This window comes from Intrasporangium sp., from assembly GCF_030452765.1.
In the GTDB taxonomy this organism is placed as follows: domain Bacteria; phylum Actinomycetota; class Actinomycetes; order Actinomycetales; family Dermatophilaceae; genus Intrasporangium_A.
Genome location: NZ_JAKDLO010000013.1, coordinates 15,056 through 35,458, shown reverse-complemented (window position 1 = coordinate 35,458; position 20,403 = coordinate 15,056). Strand labels below are relative to the sequence as shown.

20 protein-coding genes and 2 tRNA genes are annotated in these 20,403 nt (G+C 70.1%); 7 read left to right on the top strand and 15 right to left on the bottom strand.

What is annotated here, in order from left to right:
* The first annotated feature begins 101 nt into the window (after nt 1-101).
* Together cofC and L0H79_RS03130 are read left to right on the top strand one after the other, a co-directional pair.
* Nucleotides 102-764, top strand: coding sequence for a 2-phospho-L-lactate guanylyltransferase (gene cofC, locus L0H79_RS03135; RefSeq protein WP_301483085.1), 663 nt, complete (start codon nt 102-104; stop codon nt 762-764).
* A 30-nt stretch (nt 765-794) separates the two neighbouring features.
* The gene (locus L0H79_RS03130) at nt 795-1,007 is read left to right on the top strand and encodes a cold-shock protein (RefSeq protein WP_301483084.1); all 213 of its coding nucleotides are present in this window, start codon (nt 795-797) and stop codon (nt 1,005-1,007) included.
* Between the two features lie 49 nt (nt 1,008-1,056).
* Here the strand turns inward: L0H79_RS03130 and L0H79_RS03125 are convergent, their stop codons facing one another.
* From L0H79_RS03125 to leuC, 3 genes are all read right to left on the bottom strand, one after another.
* Nucleotides 1,057-1,629, bottom strand: a complete 573-nt coding sequence (locus L0H79_RS03125) for an HU family DNA-binding protein (protein WP_301483083.1) — start codon at nt 1,627-1,629, stop codon at nt 1,057-1,059.
* A gap of 274 nt (nt 1,630-1,903) precedes the next feature.
* On the bottom strand, nt 1,904-2,497 hold the full coding sequence (leuD, locus tag L0H79_RS03120) for a 3-isopropylmalate dehydratase small subunit (RefSeq protein WP_301483082.1): 594 nt from the start codon (nt 2,495-2,497) through the stop codon (nt 1,904-1,906).
* A 3-nt stretch (nt 2,498-2,500) separates the two neighbouring features.
* Nucleotides 2,501-3,916, bottom strand: a complete 1,416-nt coding sequence (gene leuC / locus L0H79_RS03115) for a 3-isopropylmalate dehydratase large subunit (protein WP_301483081.1) — start codon at nt 3,914-3,916, stop codon at nt 2,501-2,503.
* Nucleotides 3,917-4,059: 143 nt separating this feature from the next.
* Between leuC and L0H79_RS03110 the strand changes: the two genes are divergently transcribed.
* The 3 genes from L0H79_RS03110 to fgd all read left to right on the top strand — a co-directional run bounded on the left by L0H79_RS03110 (nt 4,060) and on the right by fgd (nt 6,973).
* Complete coding sequence (locus tag L0H79_RS03110; protein WP_301483080.1) at nt 4,060-4,812, top strand: IclR family transcriptional regulator; 753 nt, start codon at nt 4,060-4,062, stop codon at nt 4,810-4,812.
* A gap of 130 nt (nt 4,813-4,942) precedes the next feature.
* Entirely contained in the window at nt 4,943-5,914 is a 972-nt protein-coding gene (locus tag L0H79_RS03105; protein ID WP_301483079.1) for a L,D-transpeptidase family protein, read from the top strand.
* A gap of 51 nt (nt 5,915-5,965) precedes the next feature.
* A complete protein-coding gene (gene fgd, locus L0H79_RS03100) occupies nt 5,966-6,973 on the top strand; it encodes a glucose-6-phosphate dehydrogenase (coenzyme-F420) (protein WP_301483078.1) in 1,008 nt (335 codons plus the stop codon).
* Between the two features lie 90 nt (nt 6,974-7,063).
* Here the strand turns inward: fgd and L0H79_RS03095 are convergent.
* The 6 genes from L0H79_RS03095 to L0H79_RS03070 form a co-directional block, all read right to left on the bottom strand.
* Nucleotides 7,064-7,139 (bottom strand) — tRNA-Glu (locus tag L0H79_RS03095).
* A gap of 87 nt (nt 7,140-7,226) precedes the next feature.
* Nucleotides 7,227-7,301, bottom strand: a tRNA-Gln gene (locus L0H79_RS03090).
* 113 nt (nt 7,302-7,414) lie between these two features.
* Nucleotides 7,415-8,146 carry an HAD family hydrolase gene (locus L0H79_RS03085; RefSeq protein WP_301483077.1) on the bottom strand — a complete coding sequence of 244 codons (732 nt, stop codon included), beginning with the start codon at nt 8,144-8,146 and terminating at the stop codon, nt 7,415-7,417.
* Between the two features lie 66 nt (nt 8,147-8,212).
* Nucleotides 8,213-9,826 carry a glutamate--tRNA ligase gene (gene gltX / locus L0H79_RS03080; protein ID WP_301483096.1) on the bottom strand — a complete coding sequence of 538 codons (1,614 nt, stop codon included), beginning with the start codon at nt 9,824-9,826 and terminating at the stop codon, nt 8,213-8,215.
* Nucleotides 9,827-9,868: 42 nt separating this feature from the next.
* Nucleotides 9,869-10,648 carry a fumarylacetoacetate hydrolase family protein gene (locus L0H79_RS03075; RefSeq protein WP_301483076.1) on the bottom strand — a complete coding sequence of 260 codons (780 nt, stop codon included), beginning with the start codon at nt 10,646-10,648 and terminating at the stop codon, nt 9,869-9,871.
* Nucleotides 10,649-10,736: 88 nt separating this feature from the next.
* Nucleotides 10,737-12,218: a SagB/ThcOx family dehydrogenase gene (locus L0H79_RS03070; RefSeq protein ID WP_301483075.1), complete on the bottom strand. Its 1,482-nt coding sequence runs from the start codon at nt 12,216-12,218 to the stop codon at nt 10,737-10,739.
* A gap of 103 nt (nt 12,219-12,321) precedes the next feature.
* Here L0H79_RS03070 and L0H79_RS03065 point away from each other — a divergent pair, with 103 nt between their 5' ends.
* A complete protein-coding gene (locus L0H79_RS03065; protein ID WP_301483074.1) occupies nt 12,322-13,209 on the top strand; it encodes a 3-methyladenine DNA glycosylase in 888 nt (295 codons plus the stop codon).
* On the opposite strand, the gene L0H79_RS03060 is transcribed toward L0H79_RS03065, so the two are convergent.
* Nucleotides 13,173-13,577 carry a VOC family protein gene (locus L0H79_RS03060; RefSeq protein WP_301483073.1) on the bottom strand — a complete coding sequence of 135 codons (405 nt, stop codon included), beginning with the start codon at nt 13,575-13,577 and terminating at the stop codon, nt 13,173-13,175. The two genes, L0H79_RS03065 and L0H79_RS03060, sit on opposite strands and share 37 nt — an antisense overlap.
* A gap of 27 nt (nt 13,578-13,604) precedes the next feature.
* Nucleotides 13,605-15,185, bottom strand: a complete 1,581-nt coding sequence (cimA, locus tag L0H79_RS03055; RefSeq protein WP_301483072.1) for a citramalate synthase — start codon at nt 15,183-15,185, stop codon at nt 13,605-13,607.
* A gap of 549 nt (nt 15,186-15,734) precedes the next feature.
* Between cimA and L0H79_RS03050 the strand changes: the two genes are divergently transcribed.
* Nucleotides 15,735-16,106: a GNAT family N-acetyltransferase gene (locus L0H79_RS03050; protein ID WP_301483071.1), complete on the top strand. Its 372-nt coding sequence runs from the start codon at nt 15,735-15,737 to the stop codon at nt 16,104-16,106.
* 24 nt (nt 16,107-16,130) lie between these two features.
* Here L0H79_RS03050 and L0H79_RS03045 read toward each other — a convergent pair whose 3' ends face one another.
* The 4 genes from L0H79_RS03045 to L0H79_RS03030 are packed head-to-tail and all read right to left on the bottom strand — an operon-like array spanning nt 16,131 to nt 20,208.
* Nucleotides 16,131-16,868 carry a gamma-glutamyl-gamma-aminobutyrate hydrolase family protein gene (locus tag L0H79_RS03045; protein ID WP_301483070.1) on the bottom strand — a complete coding sequence of 246 codons (738 nt, stop codon included), beginning with the start codon at nt 16,866-16,868 and terminating at the stop codon, nt 16,131-16,133.
* A gap of 12 nt (nt 16,869-16,880) precedes the next feature.
* Nucleotides 16,881-17,648, bottom strand: a complete 768-nt coding sequence (locus L0H79_RS03040; RefSeq protein ID WP_301483069.1) for a 3-oxoacyl-ACP reductase — start codon at nt 17,646-17,648, stop codon at nt 16,881-16,883.
* 28 nt (nt 17,649-17,676) lie between these two features.
* Complete coding sequence (locus tag L0H79_RS03035; protein WP_301483068.1) at nt 17,677-19,044, bottom strand: glutamine synthetase family protein; 1,368 nt, start codon at nt 19,042-19,044, stop codon at nt 17,677-17,679.
* A 42-nt stretch (nt 19,045-19,086) separates the two neighbouring features.
* Nucleotides 19,087-20,208: a branched-chain amino acid aminotransferase gene (locus tag L0H79_RS03030; RefSeq protein WP_301483067.1), complete on the bottom strand. Its 1,122-nt coding sequence runs from the start codon at nt 20,206-20,208 to the stop codon at nt 19,087-19,089.
* Between the last annotated feature and the right edge of the window lie 195 nt (nt 20,209-20,403).

Below are 20,403 nucleotides of genomic sequence, written 5' to 3'. Positions count from 1 at the left end.
TCGGGCGCCACTGGGCGCGAGTGTGAGCCTCAGTCTCTCCATTCGACGACCGGGCTGTCGAGCACGGCTGCGGTGAGTGGGAGAATTCGTGGACCATGCGGATGGCGAACCCCTCTGAACCGACGCGCTGCTGGCACATCGTCGTGCCGGTCAAGGACACCCGGGCCGGCAAGTCCCGACTCGCTCTGCCCGGGGCCGTGCGGAGCCGTGTCAGTCGGGCCATCGCTGACGACACCCTCTCGGCAGTCGTGGCAACTGTGGGGGTGGATCGGACCTGGCTCGTGACATCCGACCCCGGTCTGTCACGTGACTGGGCGGGCGCCGGAGTCCATGTCGTGCCCGATCCCGGCGGAGGCTTGAACCATGCCATCCGCGCGGGTCTGGGCAGCCTGCCCGATGGATGGGCCTGCGCCGTCCTGCTCGGTGACCTGCCCTGCCTGACCCCGGGTGATCTCGGAGCGGCGCTCGAGGCCGGTGAGCGTGTGCCCGAGTGGTTCGTCCCGGACCAGGAGGGGTCGGGCACGGTCCTGCGCGGTGGCAAAGCCATCGTCCCGCAGTTCGGTCCCGACAGCGCCGCCGCGCATGCCGGCGCCGGCGCCGCGCGCCTCGACCTGGATCTCCCACGCCTGCGGCGTGACGTCGACGACCCGGTCTCCCTCGCGGCAGCGGTGCGGCTCGGGCTCGGGCCGGCCACGTGCGCGGCCCTCGGCCTCGTGCACACCGACGTGCACGCCGACCCCGGCGGGAACCGGACCGGGGCGTGAGACAAGGCCGACCGGACTAGGTTGGAGTCCGTGCAGGCAACCGTCCACAGTTTCGATCCGGACAGGCTCTCGGGGAGCGTCCTTCGCGACGACGGTGTCGAACTGCCCTTCGATGCTGCGGCGTTCGCCACGAGCGGGCTGCGACACCTCCGTGTCGGACAGCGCCTCACGGTCGAGATCACCGACGAACGAGTGACGGCGTTGCGGATCCTCGGCGTGGGACCCGGGCAAGCGATCCGGTGACACTGGTGTGAGGGCCGACCGGCCGGTCGGCGCTCACATCGGCGTCGGCTCAGCGGGCCGCGGACTTGCCCGCCGTCGACTTCTTGGCGGACTTCTTGGCCGTCGACCTGCTCGCCGCCGTCTGCTTCGGCGGCGCCGCAGCCTTCCTCGTTGCCGCCTTGGTCGTGCGTGGGGCTGCCTTGACCGCGGGAGCGGCCTTGGTGGTGGACGCCTTCGCCGCACCCCGAGCCGACGTGGTCTTCCGCGCGGAAGCCTTCTTGCCTGCTGTCGTCTTGGTGAGCGCAGCAGGCGCGGCCGACGTCGAGGCGGAGGCCCGCGAAGCCGCGGGGATACCTTTGGCGAGCTTCTTCCTGCCAGCCACGACCTCCTTGAAGTTCGTGCCCGCGCGGAACTTCGGGACACGAGTCTTCTTGATCTTGACCGTCTCTCCGGTCTTGGGGTTGCGGCCGGTCCGCGCGCCCCGGTCGGCGCGCTCGAAGGTGCCGAAGCCGGTGATGCCGACCTTGCCGCCCTTGGCCACCTCGCGGATCACGATGTCGAGGAAGCTCTCGAGCGCATCGGAGGCGACCTTCTTGCTTCCGAGCTTTACTTCTAGGGCGTCGATCAGTTCTGCCTTGTTCACGTCTTCCCCTCCAGAGGAATGTCGGTGTCGGGCGAGCCGACGAATGGGCCCGGAAGGATCCGGCTTCCTCCGACCGTAAAGGCACGCAAGACCAAGGTCCACCACCCTGAACCGTGTTTTTCGTTGTGTCGCAACGAGTTTGCCGGGCGAGCCATGGCTTGGCAAAGGTCCGGATGCTGGGTCAGGTCAACCTCGAGAGTGACCGCCAGAGTCGAATCCGCCTGATGGACAAGGGCGCTCGGTTGCCTGAGCTGGTGGCGGAGCAGTTCTCGGGTCAGCCGAGGAAAGTGACTGGCTTGAAGGAGGGGCGTCCGCGCTCGAAGTGCGCCACGTCGCTCTCGTGGCGCAGTGTCAGCCCGATGTCGTCGAGGCCCTCGAGCAGCCGCCAGCGGGTGTAGTCGTCGATCTCGAAGGGCGCGACGATGTCGCCCGCCGTCACGGTCCGCGCGACAAGGTCGACGGTGATCTGTGCTCCGGGGTGGTTCTCGAGGTACTTCCAGAGCAGCTCGACGTTGTCCTGCGAGACGACTGCGGCGACCAGACCACCCTTGCCGCTGTTGCCACGGAAGATATCGGCGAACCGGGAGCTGATGACGACGCGGAAGCCATAGTCCATCAGCGCCCAGACGGCGTGCTCGCGGCTCGACCCCGTGCCGAAGTCAGGGCCGGCCACGAGAACCGACCCGGCGGCATACACCGGGTTGTTGAGGACGAAGGAGGGATCCGCACGCCACGCGGCGAACAGGCCGTCCTCGAAGCCGGTGCGCGTGACGCGCTTGAGATAGACGGCCGGGATGATCTGGTCGGTATCGACGTTGCCGCGACGCAGCGGCACACCCACGCCGGTGTGAGTCTCGAACTTGTCCATCGCTCAGGCCTCCTGGAGTGCGTCGGCGTTCAGATCGGCTGGGCTCGACAGGGTGCCGCGCAGAGCCGTCGCCGCGGCCACGATCGGGCTGACCAGGTGCGTGCGTCCACCCTTGCCCTGGCGTCCCTCGAAGTTGCGGTTGGACGTCGAGGCGCAGCGTTCCCCGGGCGAGAGGATGTCCGGGTTCATCCCGAGGCACATCGAGCACCCGGGCAGGCGCCACTCGGCGCCCGCGTCGGTGAAGACCCGGTCAAGGCCCTCGGTCTCCGCCTGTCGGCGCACCTTAGCCGATCCGGGGACGACGAGCATGCGGATGCCCGGCGCGATCCGGCGGCCCTTGACGACCGCCGCCGCGGCACGCAGGTCCTCGATCCGCCCGTTGGTACAGGACCCGAGGAAGACCGTGTCGACCTTGATGTCACGCAGCCTCGTGCCCGGCTCGAGGCCCATGTAGGCCAAGGCGTTCGCTGCGGAGAGCCGGTCGCTCTCGTCGGCGAAGGACTCGGGGTCGGGCACCGACTCCCCGAGCGGCAGGCCCTGTCCCGGGTTGGTGCCCCAGGTGACGAAGGGTGTCAGAGCGGAGGCGTCGATGTCGACCTCCGCGTCGAAGACGGCGTCGTCGTCGGTGCGCAGCGAGCGCCAGTAGGCTACGGCGGCGTCCCAGTCGGCGCCCTTCGGCGCGTGGGGCCGCCCCTCGAGGTAGGCGAAGGTCGTCTCGTCGGGGGCGATCATGCCGGCCCGGGCGCCGGCCTCGATCGACATGTTGCAGATCGTCATCCTGGCCTCCATCGAGAGGGCCTCGATGGCGTCGCCGCGGTACTCCAGGACATAGCCTTGGCCGCCGCCGGTGCCGATCCGGGCGATGACGGCGAGGATGACGTCCTTGGCCGTGACGCCCTCGGCGAGCTGTCCCCGGACGTTGATCGCCATCGTCCGGAACGGTCTGAGCGGCAGCGCCTGGGTCGCGAGGACGTGTTCGACCTCGGAGGTGCCGATGCCGAATGCGAGCGCCCCGAAGGCACCGTGGGTCGAGGTGTGGCTGTCACCGCAGACGACGGTCATGCCGGGCTGGGTCAGGCCGAGCTGAGGGCCGACGACGTGGACGATGCCCTGCTCGATGTCACCCATCGGGTAGAGGCGGACGCCGAACTGCTCGCAGTTGCGCCGGAGCGTCTCGACCTGGACTTTCGAGACGGGGTCCGTGATCGGGCCGGGGGTGGTCGGGACGTTGTGGTCCTCGGTGGCGAGGGTCAGGTCGGTCCGGCGCACGGGCCGACCGGCGAGCCGCAGCCCCTCGAAGGCCTGCGGGCTGGTCACCTCGTGGATGAGATGCAGGTCGATGTAGAGCAGATCCGGCTCGCCCTCGGCGCGCCGGACGACGTGCGCATCCCAGACCTTCTCGGCCAGTGTTCCTGACATGGTTGCCCTCCGCTGCAGCACCTGGACGGATGGCGACACCCAGCCGCAGGGCCCCCACGGCCGCGTCGCCTGTCAGTCAAGCGTCGTCCTTTTCGGCGTGGCGCGAATTGACGTCTCAGTGCCTGAGACGTCAATATCATGTCATGGACAAGTCTAGTGGAGTCGGGGTTCTCGACAAGGCCGCGACCGTCCTCGGTGCCCTCGAAGCGGGTCCCGCGACCCTCGCCCAGCTCGTCGGTGCGACAGGCCTGGCACGGCCGACAGCTCACCGCCTCGCGGTTGCGCTGGAGCACCACCGTCTGGTCGCCCGTGACATGCAGGGCCGTTTCGTCCTCGGCCCGCGCCTTGCCGAGCTCGCCTCGGCCGCAGGCGAGGACCGGCTCCTCGCTGCAGCGGGTCCGGTGCTCGGGGCGCTGCGTGACCACACGAACGAGAGCGCCCAGCTCTTCCGGCGCCAGGGCGACCAGCGCATCTGTGTCGCCGCAGCCGAGCGACCCGTCGGCCTGCGTGACTCGATCCCCGTCGGCGCCACCCTGTCGATGCTTGCCGGGTCCGCCGCCCAGGTGCTGCTCGCGTGGGAGGAGCCCGACCGCCTGCACCGAGGCCTGCACGGCGCGGCGTACACCGCGACCACCCTGTCCGGCGTCCGCCGGCGCGGCTGGGCCCAGAGCGTCGCCGAGCGGGAGCCCGGTGTGGCCTCGGTATCGGCGCCGGTTCGCAGCCCGTCCGGGCGCGTCGTCGCGGCCGTGTCGATCTCCGGGCCGATCGAGCGGCTGTCCCGCCAGCCCGGACGCCTGCACGCGGCAACGGTCGTGGCCGGCGCCAACAAGCTCACCGAGGTGCTGCGTCGAGCCCACGCCCAACACCAACAGCAACAGCAACAACAGGAGGCCTGAGCCCGGTAGCGTCTGCCGGCAATGACAACGGATCGGTCACGTTCTGACCTGTTGGCCGCACCGTGCCAACCTTGCGGCGGCTCGTGACGTCACCCTATGTGTCAGCCCCGTACGTCGTGGAGGAACCACCATGCGAGTTGCACGCGAGCGCCGCCTCGGCGCCCGAACCATCGGCCTGGTCGGCTTCGGCGTGGCCCTGACCCTGACCATGACAGGCTGCAGCACGGCAACCCCACGAGCAGGCTCCACCCCGGTCGGCGCATCCCCTGCGACGAGCACGGCGCCGGCGACGAGCGCCGCGCCTTCATCCCCCGCCCCGTCGACCACGAGCGCCACCCCGACCACCCGGGCGACCTCGCGGCCCGCCAAGGCGACAAGACCCGCGGCGACGCGGGGGCCGAGCGCGACCCCGAAGCCCACGCCGAGCGCGACCCCGCAACCGGCACCCGTCGTGCTGCTCCGTCCCGGCACGTCCTCACCGAAGGTCCGCGAGCTGCAGGCGCGCCTGCGGCAGCTGCGCTGGCTGCACGGCGACGTGACCAGCTACTACGGCACGAACACGACGAGTGCCGTGCTGGGTTTCCAGGCCAAGCGCGGGTTCGTTGCGACGGGCACACTCGACGAGCGGACCTGGAACCGCATCGTCTCGATGAGCCGGCCACCAAGCCGTGACGAGCTGAACAACATCTTCCCCAAGCCCGTCGCGCCGAAGCCCGGCAAGCTCAGCTGGGATGTCGACCAGCGCTGCCTCACGGGTCGAGCGATCTGCATCAGCAAGTCGACCCGGATGCTCACGTGGGTCGTCGACGGGGTTCCGCGGTACCAGTTCGACGTCCGCTTCGGCAGCGAGGCTCTCCCGACGCGGGAGGGCACCTTCGCCATCACGTGGAAGAAGAAGGACGTCATCTCGAACCTCTACCACACCCCCATGCCGTACTCGATGTTCTTCAGCGGCGGCCAGGCGATCCACTACTCGTCCAACTTCGCCCGCCTCGGCTACAACGGTTCGTCCCATGGGTGCGTCAACGTGCGCGACTGGAACGGGATCGTGCGGCTCTACGACGAGGCCCCGGTCAGCACCAAGGTCGTCGTCCACTGGTGAGCACCCGCCGTCTACGCTGACGAGGAGAAGTCCACGGCGGAGGAGACAACGGTGCTGAGGATCGGGTGGAAGGCGTCGGCGGAGCAGTTCGGGCCGCGGGAGCTGGTCGAGTATGCCGTCCAGGCCGAGTCGCTCGGGTTGGACTCGGTGTTCATCTCGGACCATTTCCAGCCGTGGCGGCACCGACGCGGGCACGCGCCGTTCGCGATGTCGTGGCTGGCGGCCGCGGGTGAGCGCACCGAGCGGGTCGTGCTCGGCACGTCGGTGATGACCCCGACCTTCCGGTACAACCCGGCGGTGGTGGCGCAGGCGTTCGGCACGCTGGGCGCGCTGCATCCCGGGCGGATCGTGCTGGGCATCGGCACCGGCGAGGCGCTCAACGAGGTCGCCGTCGGCGCGGCCGGCAACCCGTGGCCCCAGTTCAAGGAGCGCTTCGCCCGGCTCCGCGAGGCGGTCCGGCTGATCCGGGGGTTGTGGACCCAGGAGCGGGTCTCGTTCGAGGGGGACTTCTACCGCACCCACGACGCGACCGTCTACGACCGCCCCGCGGAGCCGGTGCCGATCTACGTCGCGGCCGGCGGGCCGGTCGTGGCGCGGTATGCGGGCCGGTCCGGGGACGGGTTCATCTGCACCTCGGGCAAGGGCCGGGATCTCTACGAGGACCGGCTGTTGCCGGCGCTCGACGAGGGGCTGGCCACGTCCGGGCGCACCCGCGAGGACATCGACAAGATGATCGAGATCAAGCTGTCCTACGACCGAGACCACGAGGCGGCGGTGCGCAACTGCCGGTTCTGGGCGCCGCTGTCGCTCACCGCGGAGCAGAAGCACGGCGTGCACGACCCGGTCGAGATGGAGCGGCTCGCGGACGGGCTGACCGACGAGCAGGTCGCCAAGCGGTGGATCGTGGCCAGCGAGCCGGACGAGGCACTCGAGCAGATCAAGCAGTACCTCGACTGGGGTTTCGACCACCTGGTCATCCACGCCCCCGGCGATGACCAAGCCAGGTTCCTCACCCAGTTCTGTACCGACGTGCTCCCCCGCCTGCGCAAGCTCGGCTGAGCCACCTATGGCCATCCCGACGGCATACGGTCGCCGACGGGCAGGATACGGCGAAGGCCCGGATCCCTTGGGGTTCCGGGCCTTCGTGCATGGTAGCCCCGACGGGATTCGAACCCGCGCTACCGCCTTGAGAGGGCGGCGTGCTAGGCCGCTACACAACGGGGCCAGTCGCGTCACCGAGCAAACTCGGCGCGAGAAGAAAACCCTAGCGTGAACTTCGGTTTTCTCCCAATCGGCCCACCACCGCAGACCGTGGCTGGGGTACCAGGACTCGAACCTAGAATGGCTGAACCAGAATCAGCTGTGTTGCCAATTACACCATACCCCAAGGGGTTTCACGTCCGCACGAGCCGAGGCGTGCTGCGGGGCGAACCGAAGACGAATACTACCGGTCCGCCCGTCCCCGCCCAAATCGACGCGGTGGCTCGTCCGGGTCAGCACTCAGGCCATGGCGGTGAGGACGGCAGTGACCGTGTCAAGGGTGTGGATGGCGGCATGGCCGGTGCCTCCCGAACCTCCACGATCGAGCCAGATCCCCCGCAGCCCCGCCGCGACGGCCCCCAGCACGTCCCACTCGAGGCTGTCGCCGATGCTGACGGTCCGGGCCGGCTCGGCGGCGACGAGACGGCACGCCTCCAGGTAGACGCGCCGGTCGGGCTTGCCGATGCCGAACGTGTCGGTCGTCACGACCAGCCCGTCGAACCGCGCGTCGAGACCCAGCGCCTCGAGCTTGATCGCGGTGTCGACACGGTTCGAGTTGGTCAGCAGCGCGACGGGAGTGCCGAGCCTGTCCGCGGCAGCGAGCAGGGCAGGCACGTCGCCGAAGAGCCGTTGGACGCCCCGGAACGCGGGGAGGTAGGCCGCGAGGTAGCGCTCGCCTGCGTCGTGCGCCAGGTCGAGCCGGAACGCATCGGCGACGTCGCGCAGGCGGGCCAGCCGCATCTGTTCCACGGAGATCTCACCGGCGGTGTAACGGCGGAACCAGCCGCCGGGGTCGTCGTAGTATCGCTGCGCCATCTGCCGGTGCGGGCGACCCGGGCCGGGCCACAGGGCTCGTGCGGCAACCGTGCCCGCCCGCGTCATCGCGGTGCGGGTGTCGAGGATCGTGTCGTCGACGTCGAGAACGAGCGCCCGCATGCCGCGCAGCTCGTTCGCGGGGGGCTGCTCACTCACGCTCGTCCCTCCAGCCCGAACAAGGCAAGCGCACGTGGCCCGGGACCCATCACGTCGACGGAGTCGTCACAGTGAGTCGCGCAGCATGCGGAGCCGGTTCAGGGTAGAGGTCTTGCCGAGGATCTGCATCGACTCGAACAGCGGCGGCGACACGCGGGCCCCGGATATGGCGGTGCGCAGCGGCCCGAAGGCGACACGGGGCTTCATACCGAGGCCCGAGACGAGCGCCCCGCGCAGCGCCGCCTCGATGGCCGCTGCGTTCCACCCGCTGTCCATGCCGAGCAGGCCCTTGTCGTGATCGTCGATGTCGCCGAGCACCCGGATCGCCTCGTCGAGTACCCGGGGCGTGTCGTCGCGCAGCTGCGCTCGGGCGTCCGGCTGGATCTCGAGCTGGTCGTCGGCGACGAAGAACGGCCCCACCAGCGCGGGCGCCTCGGTCAGCAGCGCCATGCGGGTCTGGATGAGCGCAGTGACGGCCTCGAGCCGGCCGAGCTCGCCCAGCGAGGGGTTGCCCGAGAGCACCCCGGCCTCCTCGAGGTAGGGCAGCAGCCGCGAGGCTAGCTCACCGGCGTCCAGCGACCGGATGCAGACCCCGTTGAGCCACTCGAGCTTCTTGAGGTCGAAGATCGGGCCGACGGGGTTGACCTTGCCCCAGTCGAAGCTCTTGGAGAACTCGTCGAAGGTGAAGACCTCGACGTCGTGCCCATCGGCATCCTGCTGAGGCGGGTAGGCCAGCAGGGCAAGGAAGTTCACCAGCGCCTCGGGCACATAGCCCTGCTCACGGAACCACGTCAGCCGGGCCGCAGGGTTCTTGCGCTTGGAGATCTTGGACTTGTCCGGGTTGCGCAGCAGCGGCATGTGCGCCCATTCCGGCGGCTTCAGGCCCAGCCACCGGTAGAGCAGGATGTGCTTCGGTGTCGAGCTGATCCACTCCTCGCCGCGCACGACATGGGTGATCCCCATCTCGTGGTCGTCGACGACGACGGCGAGGTGATAGGTCGGGAAGCCGTCTGCCTTGAGGATCACCTGGTCATCGGGTCGCGGAGCCGAGACCTTGCCGCGGATCACGTCGTCGAAGCTCAGCTCCACGTCGTCGGGGACGAGCATCCGCACGACCGGCGTCTCGGTGAACCCGGGCAGCGCGGCCCGCTCCTCGCGGGTCTTGCCGTGGCAGAGCCGGTCGTAGCCGGTCGGCTGCTTGGTCTTCTCCTGGACCATCCGCATCTTGGCGAGCCGTTCCTTGGAGCACCAGCAGTAGTACGCGTGGCCAGACTCGATGAGCCGCTCGACGTAGGGGCGATACGTCTCGAGCCGCTCCGACTGCCGGTAGGGCGCGAACGGGCCACCCACATCCGGGCCCTCGTCCCACCACAGGCCGAGCCAGCCGAGCGTGTCGTAGAGCTGCTGCTCCGAGTCCTCTCGGAAGCGCGCCCGGTCGGTGTCCTCGATCCGGAGCACGAACTGGCCGCCCTGCTGCCGGGTGAAGGCGAGGTTGAACAGCGACATGTAGGCCGTGCCGACGTGCGGGTCGCCGGTCGGGGATGGCGCGACGCGGGTGCGCACCGGCCCGGATCCGTCGGAGGTGCTGCGTCGCGGCCCGGGTGCCGGTCGCACCTCTACCTGGCTGTCGTCGAGAACGTCGCTGTCGTCGAGAACGTCGCTGTCGTCGCTCGGCGGCATACGGTCATCAGTCGAGTCGCTCACAGCAGGTCAGCCTAGTGCTCACCGTCGCACGAACGTGTTGGTCAGGGTGCCGATGCCCTCGATCTCGACTGTGACCTGTTGACCCGCCTCGACGAGCCCCACACCCGCCGGCGTGCCGGTGAGGATGACGTCGCCGGGAAGCAGCGTGAACGCCGCGGACATGTGCTCGATGAGCGAGGCGATCCCGTGGACCATGTCGGACGTCCGCCCGGCCTGACGCACCTGCCCGTCGAGCGTCGTGCGGATCGACAGGTCGGCCGGGTCGAGCTCGGTCTCGACCCACGGCCCGAGCGGGCAGCTCGTGTCGAAGCCCTTCGCCCGCGCCCACTGCCCGTCGCGGCGCTGCCAGTCGCGGGCCGTCACGTCGTTGGCGATCGTGTAGCCGTAGATGCACTCTGCGGCGTGCTCGGCCGTGACGCCCTTGGTGATCGTCTTGATGACGACCGCGAGCTCGCCCTCGTAGGAGACCTCCTCGCTCCCCCGCGGCAGCACGACCGGGTCGAAGGGGCCGACGACGGCAGTGTTGGGCTTGAAGAACATGAGCGGCTCGTCGGGCACCTCGCCGCCCATCTCCTTGGCGTGGTCGGCGTAGTTCTTGCCGATCGCGACGATCTTCGACCGCGGGATGACCGGGGCGAGCAGCCGCACGTCCTCGAGCATGACGGGCTCGGCGCGCGATGGCGTCAGGCCGACGTAGAGCGGGTCGCCGGTCAGGGGCGTGATCACCTCGCCCCCCGGGTCGCCCTGGACGATGCCGTAGGCCGGGTCCTCCCCGGTCGTGTACCTCGCGATGCGCACGTGGCCAAGTGTAGAGACGCGCCCGGATGTCGCTCAGCCCCTCCCGCTCTCGGCTGCGCCGCCCACGCTGCGCTTTCATCCCGTGATGTCAGCGCGGCCAGACAATATGGACCTCGGCGGGCTGGCCCGGGCGCCCGCTCGGGCGGGTCCGGTACTCCGGCACCCCGACACAGGTCCAGAGCAGCCCGGCGACGTCCGGCCCGAGAAGCCCGGGCAGGTCGGCGTCGCGGAACGTCATACCACTCGCGGCGACGCCGAGGGCCCCGGCGGCCAGATGGAGCCGTCCTTCGACGAGCCCCGCGAGCAGCTGGACCTCGCGGTACCGGTGGTCGTCGACGCCGGCCAGCTCTATGCCGGACATGACGACGAACGACGCATCGTGAGCAAGGCCCTGCTCGAGCGCGGCGCCGTGCAGCTCCTCCCGTAGCGCCGCTTCGCTCCGGGATCGACGGGCGGGCTCGAGGTCGGGCCAGCGGTACACGCCAGGGGCGAGATTTTCGACCGCGTTGGCCCCGATCCAGTGCGGCACGTCGATGCCGCGCGTCGAGACCGCCATGGCGTCGCGCAGCAGGGCCAGAGGAACCGAGCGGTCGGCGCGCAGCCGACGGATCGAGCCCTTGCCCGCGACGACGGCGTCGATGGGCGTCACGGGTTCGGGGGTCGTCTCCAGGGCGACGACCGGCCCGCGGTCCAGCTCGGGGCCGAGCGCGGAGCGGCATCCCGCGCGTTGTGCCTGCGTGACGAGCGGGAAGACGACACCGTCCGCGTCGTGGCGACCCGGCACGGCATCACCGGTGGGGCGCAGGGCAGGGTCGCCGGGTCCGAGAGCGACGACCGCGACAGGGAACTCCGTCACCGGGTCGGCGCCGACGAGAGCGGCCACCTCGGCGTCCGGGAAGGCCGTGTGGAGCCTCGCCGGCAGACCGGCCGAGTCGGCCAGGGCGACGAGCTGCGCGAGCATCGTGCCGGCGTCCCAGTAGATGTGCCGGAACCCGCGTTCCGCGTAGCGCCAGCCGGTCCGCCACGGCACGCCTGTCACGACGACGGTCGGTGCCGTGCCGGCCGGGGGCGGGCCGACCGTGACGAGGGCGTGCGCGTCGGGGTCGTACCAGTGCACGCCCGGTGGGACGTCGGTGTCGAGGTCACCGGGTACGGCCACATAGAGCTCCAGGGGGAACCTCGCCCCGGCCGAGCCTGCGGCCCGGAAGAGCATGGTCACACCGGCCCGGTTGACCGTCGTCCGGGTGATGCCCGCCGACAGGTGCAGGAGCCTGGCGAGGCCGGCGAGGTCGGGCGGGAACGACGGGTGTGGGGCGTGCTCACCGGGCTCGGCAGTCCCCGCGAGCACAGCCAGCGCCGGCACCGTCGAGGCCGGCAGGTCCGGGGTGAGCAAGATGCGTGGCAGATCGGCGTCGTAGGCCTTGTACCACTGCGGCCGGTGCATCTCGTCGTTCGGAACGAGGCCCTGCACGATGCGCGGATCGGGGACCGGCTCGGTCCACTCCCGGTCGTGCGAGTACGAAGTGAGCCGGTGCAGCAGGTGGGTGGGCGGCTCGGTATCGGGGGGCATGCGGCCATCATCCCTGCCGTGCCCCGACCACCGACGATCCCGCCCGGGCCGGATTGTGCGAGCCCGCCTCGCCCCCCGACCGTAACCTTGACGAGTGCGCGTGATGACGGAACCGACCTGGCGCTCGGCGAGCGCCGCCCACGAGTCGAGGGTCGACGCGCTGACGGCCGGTCATCGGGCCCGGCGGGCGACGGGACGCGCCCACCCGGTCGAGGACTTCCTGTTCACGTACTACCCCTGGACCCCGGCTCAGCTGCGCCGCTGGCACCCCGGGGCCAGCCTCGCCCTCGAGACCGGCAGCGCCGCGCCCCAACAACGCTGGCGGTTCTACCGCAGGGCGGGCGACCTCGTCACGCTCGATGTCGACGCCTTCCTCGAGGCCCGCGGTGACACGGTCCGCTTCGTGCGCGACCTCGTCTCGCGTACGGCCGAACGACCCGGCCGGTTCGGCTGCTTCGGCCTGCACGAGTGGGCGATGGTCTACCGCCTCCCCCACGACGAGGTACGGCACTCCGCGTGGCCGCTGAGGCTCGGCCCCGAGGGCACCGACGACGTCGTCGAGTCACACCAGATCGCCTGCTCGCACTTCGACGCATACCGGTTCTTCACCCCGGACGCCGCCCCCCACAACACGTTGCGGCCCACGCGGGCCGGCCAGGCGGCATACGAACAGCCCGGGTGCCTGCACGCCGGGATGGACCTGTACAAGTGGGCGATGAAGCTCACCCCCGCCGTCGGCAGCGAGCTCACGATCGACTGCTTCGAGCTGGCCCGCGACATCCGCGAGCTCGACATGCGGGCCGCGCCGTACGACCTGCGCGAGCTCGGCTACGCGCCGATCCCGATCGAGACGCCGGAGGGCAAGGCCGAGTACGTGTCCGCCCAGCGCGGCTTCAGCGGGCGGGGGCAGCGGCTGCGGCAACGCCTCCTGGCGTCGGTCGACGCACTGCTGGCTCAGGTGTCATCGGTGGCGTCGTCGTCGTCGATGTAGAAGCAGAAAGGGTGCCCCGCGGGGTCCAGCATGACCCGCACCTCCTCCTGTGGCTGATGCGCGGCGAGCTGGGCGCCGAGCCCGACCGCGCGCGCCACGGCGGCGTCGAGGTCCTCGACCTGCAGGTCGAGGTGGAGCATCATCAGCGGCTGGCCCGGCACGCTGGGCCAGACCGGGCGCACGTAGTTCGGCTCCTGCTGGAAGGCGAGGTTGTAGCCGGTGGTCTCGTCGGGTGCCAAGGTCGCCCACTGCGGCGTGTCCTTGTAGAGCCGCCAGCCGAGCAGCTGTTGGTAGTAGTGGGCGAGCTCGGAGGCGTCGGGGCAGTCGAGCACGACGCCGAACCATTGCGGCGCGGTCGTGAGGGCCATCACCCCAGTGTGCCCGGTGGAGACCGGTCAGCGGATCGGGACGCCCTGCCGGATCAGGCCGTGGACGAGGCCATCGACGAGCGCGCGCCAGGATGCCTCGATGATGTTGGCGGCGACGCCGATCGTGTTCCACGACGTCTCGCCGTCGGAGGTCTCGATGAGCACCCGGGTCACGGCGTCGGAGCCGTGTGACGCGTCGAGGATGCGCACCTTGAAGTCGATGAGCTCGAGCTTCTCGATCTCTGGGTAGGCCACGGCGATGGCTTGGCGCAACGCGTGGTCGAGGGCGTTGACGGGGCCGTTGCCCTCACCGGTGGCGACCGTGCGCCGGCCGTCTGCACGCAGCTTGACGGTCGCCTCGGAGACCGCTTCGCCCGACCTGGTGGCCTCAGTGATGACCCGCCACGACTCGATGTCGAAGTAGTCGGTGCTCCCGGGCTCGAGGGCTCGGCGCAGCATCAGCTCGACTGAGGCGTCGGCCGCATCGAAGGTCCAGCCCTGCAGCTCGAGGTCCTTGACCTCGGCGAGGACTCTCGCGACGACGTCGGGGCGGGCCGACACGTCCAGGCCGCTCTCGCGAGCCTTGAGCTCGACGCTGGCCCGCCCGGCCATGTCGGAGACAAGGGTCCGCATGCCGTTGCCGACGAGGGCTGGGTCCATGTGCTGGTAGAGGTCGGGATCGACCTTGAGCGCGCTGGCGTGCAGGCCGGCCTTGTGCGCGAAGGCGCTCGCACCGACATACGGCTGGCGGCTGTAGGCGGGCACGTTCGTGATCTCGCTGATCGCATGGGCGATCGGCATGGCCTGCCGGAAGGCGTCGGCCTCGAGCGCGCCAAGGCCGAGCTTGAACTGGAGGTTGCTCGCGACCGTGATCAGGTCGGCGTTGCCCGTGCGCTCCCCGTAGCCGTTGACGGTGCCCTGCACATGCGTCGCGCCGGCCCGGACGGCAGCAACCGAGTTCGCGGCGGCGCAGCCGGTGTCGTTGTGGCAGTGGGCGCCGACTCGGGCGCCGGTCTGCGTGAGCACGTCTGCGACGACCTGCTCGACCTGGTGCGGCAGCATGCCGCCGTTCGTGTCGCACAGCACGACGACTTCCGCGCCGGCCTCGTGCGCGGTGCGCACCACCGTCAGGGCGTAGTCGCGGTCGAGGTGCCACCCCTCGAAGAAGTGCTCGGCATCGAGGAAGACACGGCGGCCCTGGGCCACGAGATGGCTCACCGTGTCACGGATCATCTCGAGGTTCTCCTCGAGGGTGGTCCGCAGGGCTTCCTCGACGTGCCGCACGTGTGACTTGGCCACGAGACAGACCACGGGGGCACCGGCCTCGAGCAGAGCCGCCACGAGCGGGTCCTCGGCTGCGGACGACCCGGCCCGGCGCGTCGCCCCGAAGGCCGCCAGCGTCGCGTGCCCGAGGGTCAGCTCCCGTCCGGCCCGATCGAAGAACTCCGTGTCCTTGGGGTTGGCGCCGGGCCAGCCTCCCTCGATGAAGTCGACCCTGAGCTCGTCGAGCAGGCCCGCGATGGCGAGCTTGTCCGACACGGAGAGGTTGAGCCCCTCCTGCTGGGCGCCGTCGCGCAGGGTCGTGTCGTAGACGTGCAGCGCTTCCATGCTCATTCCTTGGTTGTTCGTCCTCGGTGCTCTTCTCGTATGCCGCTCGGCTTGGTCTGCTTGGCGGCGTATCCCTCGTGGGTGGGTCGGGAAACAAAAAGACCCCCCAAGGTTCGGGAGGTCTGCGCGACGAGGGTCTCTCGTCGCGCTAGGCGATAATGAGCGTGGCGGTAGCCAGAAGATGCTTCATCACAAGGTCAGGGTATGGCGTTGCACACCGGCTCGGAAACCTGGTGTCCGCATCGTGGATGGCGCGGGACCCGACTCGCCGGGTGAGGCGGTCGTCAAGAAGTGCACCCCTCACTTTCACCATCGGCGTGGGGATCTGTCACGGCCCGTACCGTGCTCAATGCCCCGAGCAGCCCTCAGGCGCGGACGGAGTGCGGGCGGAGGTGCCGCGGCGCGCGGTAGCATCGCCGGATGGGCCGGAGGTTGTCTGCTGCGCTCGACGACGACGATGTCGCGATGGTGCGTCAGCTGTTCGGCCAGTATCGCCGGGCCGTGGAGGGCTATGCGTCCGCAGCCGACGTCTGTGCTTGATTCGACGACATGGATACGGAGCTGGTCGAGCTCCGCTCGTACTACGCCTCGCCGGGCTTCATCCTGCTCGCCCACGACGATCTCGCGGGCGGCGACGCGCGTCCAGGGGGATGTGTCGGCGTGCGGGCGCTGGCCCCGGCTGTCTGCGAGCTCCGCCGCCTCTTCGTCCGTCCCGCGGCTCGGGGCCGGGGGCTCGGGCGTCGCCTCCTCGAGAACGCGACCGAGCAAGCGAGACTCAACGGCGTCAGCCGGTTGGTGCTGACCACGCTTCCGACGATGACCGAGGCGGGGTCGCTGTACGCGGCCGACGGCTACGACCCGATCGAGCCCTACGTGAGCAAGCCGGTCGAGGGGGTCCAGTACCTGGGCCGCAACCTCTGAGCAGACCCCGGCCACGATGACTGCTCAGCCGCCTGCGCCAGCCCGCTCGGCGGCATACCACTTCGCCGCGGCGACGAGCGCGTCGAAGAGGCGGGGGTCGGTGCCCTCCTCGGGGTGCCACTGCACGGCGAGGCGGAACCGCGCGGCGGCGTCCTCGATGGCCTCGAGGGTCCCGTCGGGCGCCCACGCCGAGGCCGCGCAGCCGGGGTGCGTGAGCACCGACTGGTGGTGGTGGCACGGCACCTCGAGGCGCTCCCCGAGCAGGTGCGCGACAACCGTCCCCGGGACGGTGGCCACCGCATGGGTGCCGTATGCCGCCGGGGCAGGTGAGTGACCGTCGTGGCCGACCCGCTCGGGGACGTGCTGCTCGAGCACTCCTCCGGCCGCGACGGCCATCACCTGCATGCCCCGGCAGATCCCGAGTACTGGGACGTCGAGCTGCGCGGTGACTCGGGCGACGGCCAGCTCGGTCGTGTCCCGGTCGGGGCGGCAGCCGCGCACGGCGTGGTGTGCCGTGGCGCCGTAGCGCTCGGGGGCCACGTCCGCCCCGCCCGAGATGATCACGCCGTCCAGCCGCGTGAGCACCTCGCGCACCAGGTCGTCGTCGCCGTCGAGGCGCGGCGGGACGAGCACGACGAGCCCACCGGCCTGCTCGACCTGGCGCACATAGGCATACGGGACCAGGGCCGAGGGCACCTCGACCCAGTCGCCGCGGGTCGCCGGCTCGACATACGTGGTGATCCCGATGACCGGCCTGACCATTCGCGCGTCGCCTCAGAGGGGGGTGACGTAGGCGCCTGAGATGCCGCCGTCGACCAGAAACGTGGACGCGGTGATGAAGCTGGACTCGTCGGAGGCGAGGAACAGCACGGCGTCGGCGATCTCCTCGGGCTCGCCGAACCGGCCCATCGGCACGTGCACGAGCCGGCGTGCGGCGCGCTCCGCGTCCGCCGCGAACAGCTCGCGCAGCAGCGGCGTGTTGACCGGGCCGGGGCAGAGCGCGTTGACGCGCACGCCCCGACGGGCGAACTGCACCGCCAGCTCGCGGCTCATCGACAGCACCCCACCCTTGCTGGCGCTGTAGGAGATCTGCGAGGTCGCCGCGCCCATGACCGCGACGAACGAGGCCGTGTTGATGATCGAACCCTTGCCCTGCTCGAGCATGTACGGCAGGGCCGCCTTGCAGCACAGGTAGACCGAGGTGAGGTTGACCTCCTGCACCCGCCGCCACGCATCGAGGTCGGTCTGCAGGATCGAGTCGTCCTCGGGCGGGCTGATCCCGGCGTTGTTGAACGCGACGTCGACCGACCCGTACGTGTCCTTGGCGACCGTGAACAGCTGCTCGACCTGCTCCTGGCTCGTCACGTCGACCCTGACGAAGGTGGCCCCGGTCTCGACGGCGACGCGCGGGCCGTTCGCCTCGTCGACATCGCCGATGACGACCCCCGCGCCCTCCTCGGCGAACCGCTTGACCGTCGCGAGGCCGATCCCGGAGCAGCCACCCGTGACGACCGCCACCTTTCCGGCCAGCCTGCCTACCATGTGTCCTCCTGCTCCTCAAGGATTCGGCTCAGAGCCGCTCGAAGCCACGGCGCCGCTCCCAGTCGGTCACGGCCGACTCGAAGGCCGCCAGCTCGACATCGGCCGCGCGCACGTAGTGCTCGACGACGTCCTGACCGAGCAGCTCGCGAGCCAGTCCCGAGGCGGCGAGCAGGTCGCGGGCCTCGCGCAGCGTCGCGGGCAGGCGTTCCAGCTCGGCGGCGTACGCACTGCCGGTCACCGGGTCCGGCAGCGGCAGCCGCTCGGCGATCCCGTGCAGGCCACCGGCGAGCATCGCCGCCACCGCGAGGTAGGGGTTGACGTCCCCACCGGGCACCCGGTTCTCGACCCGCAGGCTGGACCCGTGGCCCACGACGCGCAGCGCGCACGTGCGGTTGTCCCGCCCCCACGCCACCGCTGTCGGCGCGAACGAGCCTGCCTGGAACCGCTTGTACGAGTTGATGTTCGGCGCGTAGAAGTAGGTCAGGTCGCGCATCGTGGCCAGCACCCCGGCCAGGAGATGGTCGAACAGCTCGCTGTGGCCGTAGGGCCGGGACTCGTCGGCGAAGCTCAGCGACCCGTCCTCACCGCGAAGCGAGAGGTGGATGTGGCACGAGCTGCCCTCGCGCTCGTCGTACTTGGCCATGAAGGTGATGGACTGGCCGCGCCGAGCCGCGATCTCCTTGGCGGCGTTGCGGTAGACCACATGGTTGTCGCAGGTCGGCACCACCTCGTCGAAGAGAAACCCGATCTCGTGCTGACCGAGGTTGCACTCGCCCTTGGCGCTCTCGACCACGACCCCGGCGGCATACATCTCGTTACGGATCTCGCGCAGCAGCGGCTCGACCCGGTCACCGCCCAGGATCGAGTAGTCGACGTTGTAGCGGTTGGCCGGCGTCATCCCCGTGTAGCCCCGGTCCCAAGCAGCGTCGTAGGAGTCCTCGAAGACGACGAGCTCGAGCTCGGTCGCGCAGTACGGCACGAGACCGCGCTCGGCAGCCCGCTCGACCTGCTCGCGCAGGACCGCTCGCGGCGAGGGACGAACCGGACCACCACTCTCGGTCCACGACAGGTCGCACTGGATGGTCGCCGAGTGCCTCGCCCCCGGAGTGCGGCGCAGCGTGGTCAGGTCGAGGTCGAAGAGCATGTCGCCGTAGCCGCGTTCCCACGACGAGATCGCGTAGCCGTCCACGGTGTTCATCTCGACATCGACGGCGAGCAGGTAGCTGCATCCCTCGGTTCCGTGCTCGAGAGCCTTCTCGAGGAAGTAGTGGCCGTGCAACCGCTTGCCCTGCAGCCGCCCCTGCATGTCGGTGAACGCCACGATGACCGTGTCGATCGTGCCGTCCTCGATCTCGGTGCGGAGCGCGTCGAGGGTGAGCCGTGGTGATCGCGGCATGTGCTCCCGGTTCGCGAGAGGAATCTCGTCCCGCCGACGTGCTCAGGCGAGCCGGGTCAGCCAGCCGCGGGTGTCCTCGACCCGGCCGTACTGGATGTCGAGCAGCCTGCTGCGCAGCTTCAGGGCGATGGTGTCCTCGTGGCCGTCTCGACGGTGGTTGCACGAACCGCCCTCCCACCGCAGCTCGCCCACCGGCGTGATCACGGCCGCGGTGCCGCAGGCGAAGATCTCGGCGATCTCTCCGCTCTGCGCGCCGTCCTTCCACTCCTGGATCGGGATGCTGCGCTCCTCGGGGATCAGGCCCACCTCCTCGGCCAGCGCGAGGATCGAGCGCCGGGTGACCCCCTCGAGGATCGAGCCGGTCAGCTCCGGCGTGACGATGCGCCCGTCCTTGTAGACGACGAACAGGTTCATCCCGCCCAGCTCCTCGATGTCCGTATGGGTCGAGGAGTCGAGGAAGACGACCTGGTCGCAGCCGTGCTCGATGCCCTCGAGCTGGCCGGCGAGCGAGGACGCGTAGTTGCCGCCGCACTTGGCCGCGCCGGTTCCCCCGGCTCCGGCGCGGGCGTAGTTGGTCGAGAGCCACAGGGTCACCGGCTTGAGCCCACCGGAGAAGTAGGCACCGGCCGGGGACGCGATGACGCAGTAGGTGATCCCGTCTGCCGGACGTACCCCGAGGAAGGCCTCGGAGGCGAACATGAACGGCCGCAGGTAGAGGCTCTTCTCCCCGCTGTCACCGGGCTCTGGCACCCACGCCTTGTCGACCGACACGAGCTGGCGAAGGGACTCGATGAAGTCCTCCGCCTCGAGCACGGGCAGGGCCAGACGACGGGCGCTGTTCGCGAACCGCGCAGCGTTGGCCTCGGGGCGGAAGGTCCAGACCGTGCCGTCGGCGTGCCGGTAGGCCTTCATCCCCTCGAAGATCTCCTGCGCGTAGTGCAGGACGGCCGCCGCCGGCTCGAGCTGGAAGGGGCCGTAGGGCTCCACCCTCGCGTTCGCCCACCCTCCGTCGGACGTCCAGTCGATGACGGCCATGTGGTCGGTGAAGGTCTTGCCGAACCCAGGGTTCTCGTGAACCTTCGCGATCGCCTCCGCAGGGGTCGGGTCGGGTCGGCGGTTGATCTCGAACGTGAGCGCGGACCGGGTGGACGTCGTGTCCGTCATGGCTAGCCTCCAGGGATCGGCAGTGATCGGACCTCAGGCTATCGCCCCGTTGCGACGTGCCGCGAAGCCGGGGGCCACCCGTCAAGGGCCGTCGAGGGCGGCGGTCCGGCCGGTTGTGCCGGCAGGCCAGAGGCGCCACCCGCGGCATCGGCCGTGTCGGACGATCCCCGGACGCTCGACACTGCGAGGGATACA

Coding starts and splice junctions, on each gene's coding strand:
- L0H79_RS03070 (WP_301483075.1), bottom strand. CDS start 12,218: ATGCCCCCCGATACCGAGCCGCCCACCCACCTGCTGCACCGGCTCACT.
- cofC (WP_301483085.1), top strand. CDS start 102: ATGGCGAACCCCTCTGAACCGACGCGCTGCTGGCACATCGTCGTGCCG.
- L0H79_RS03050 (WP_301483071.1), top strand. CDS start 15,735: ATGGATACGGAGCTGGTCGAGCTCCGCTCGTACTACGCCTCGCCGGGC.
- gltX (WP_301483096.1), bottom strand. CDS start 9,826: ATGCCGCCGAGCGACGACAGCGACGTTCTCGACGACAGCGACGTTCTC.
- L0H79_RS03035 (WP_301483068.1), bottom strand. CDS start 19,044: ATGCCGCGATCACCACGGCTCACCCTCGACGCGCTCCGCACCGAGATC.
- L0H79_RS03030 (WP_301483067.1), bottom strand. CDS start 20,208: ATGACGGACACGACGTCCACCCGGTCCGCGCTCACGTTCGAGATCAAC.
- cimA (WP_301483072.1), bottom strand. CDS start 15,185: ATGGAAGCGCTGCACGTCTACGACACGACCCTGCGCGACGGCGCCCAG.
- L0H79_RS03040 (WP_301483069.1), bottom strand. CDS start 17,648: ATGGTAGGCAGGCTGGCCGGAAAGGTGGCGGTCGTCACGGGTGGCTGC.
- L0H79_RS03065 (WP_301483074.1), top strand. CDS start 12,322: ATGACGGAACCGACCTGGCGCTCGGCGAGCGCCGCCCACGAGTCGAGG.
- L0H79_RS03105 (WP_301483079.1), top strand. CDS start 4,943: ATGCGAGTTGCACGCGAGCGCCGCCTCGGCGCCCGAACCATCGGCCTG.
- leuC (WP_301483081.1), bottom strand. CDS start 3,916: ATGTCAGGAACACTGGCCGAGAAGGTCTGGGATGCGCACGTCGTCCGG.
- L0H79_RS03110 (WP_301483080.1), top strand. CDS start 4,060: ATGGACAAGTCTAGTGGAGTCGGGGTTCTCGACAAGGCCGCGACCGTC.
- L0H79_RS03045 (WP_301483070.1), bottom strand. CDS start 16,868: ATGGTCAGGCCGGTCATCGGGATCACCACGTATGTCGAGCCGGCGACC.
- leuD (WP_301483082.1), bottom strand. CDS start 2,497: ATGGACAAGTTCGAGACTCACACCGGCGTGGGTGTGCCGCTGCGTCGC.
- L0H79_RS03060 (WP_301483073.1), bottom strand. CDS start 13,577: ATGGCCCTCACGACCGCGCCGCAATGGTTCGGCGTCGTGCTCGACTGC.